This is a genomic window from Tautonia rosea, assembly GCF_012958305.1.
Taxonomy (GTDB): Bacteria; Planctomycetota; Planctomycetia; order Isosphaerales; family Isosphaeraceae; genus Tautonia; species Tautonia rosea.
Genome location: NZ_JABBYO010000067.1, coordinates 1 through 327, shown reverse-complemented (window position 1 = coordinate 327; position 327 = coordinate 1). Strand labels below are relative to the sequence as shown.

Below are 327 nucleotides of genomic sequence, written 5' to 3'. Positions count from 1 at the left end.
CGGCTCTTCTTGGTCAGTCTCAGCTTTCTCTCGGCGGTCCGGTCCGCTGAGCTTGGTCGTTAGGCGTCCCTCCCGAGACTTCTCGCCGTGGGAAAGATCGTCTGCGGCACTTGCATCGCATCGCTCGGCGGTTTCCTCATCCTCTTCGTGCTCGCTTTCGCCAGCATGATCGACCCGGCTCTGTCGGGGAGGCAGTGGTGGTCCGAGTTTGTCGTCCATATCAGCTCGGGTAATGGCTGGCCTCCTATCTTCCTGGGGGCTATCCTCCTCGTATCGGGTATCGTGCTCGTCGCATCGGGGGCTCGGGGGCTGCGCCGGGGAGGCTGA

The 327-nt window shown here is 63.0% G+C and carries 1 protein-coding gene; it reads right to left on the bottom strand.

Going from position 1 to position 327, the window contains the following annotated elements:
* On the bottom strand, window positions 1-219 hold a 219-nt coding region (locus HG800_RS27115; protein ID WP_206352496.1), incomplete at its 3' end, for a hypothetical protein.
* Between the last annotated feature and the right edge of the window lie 108 nt (window positions 220-327).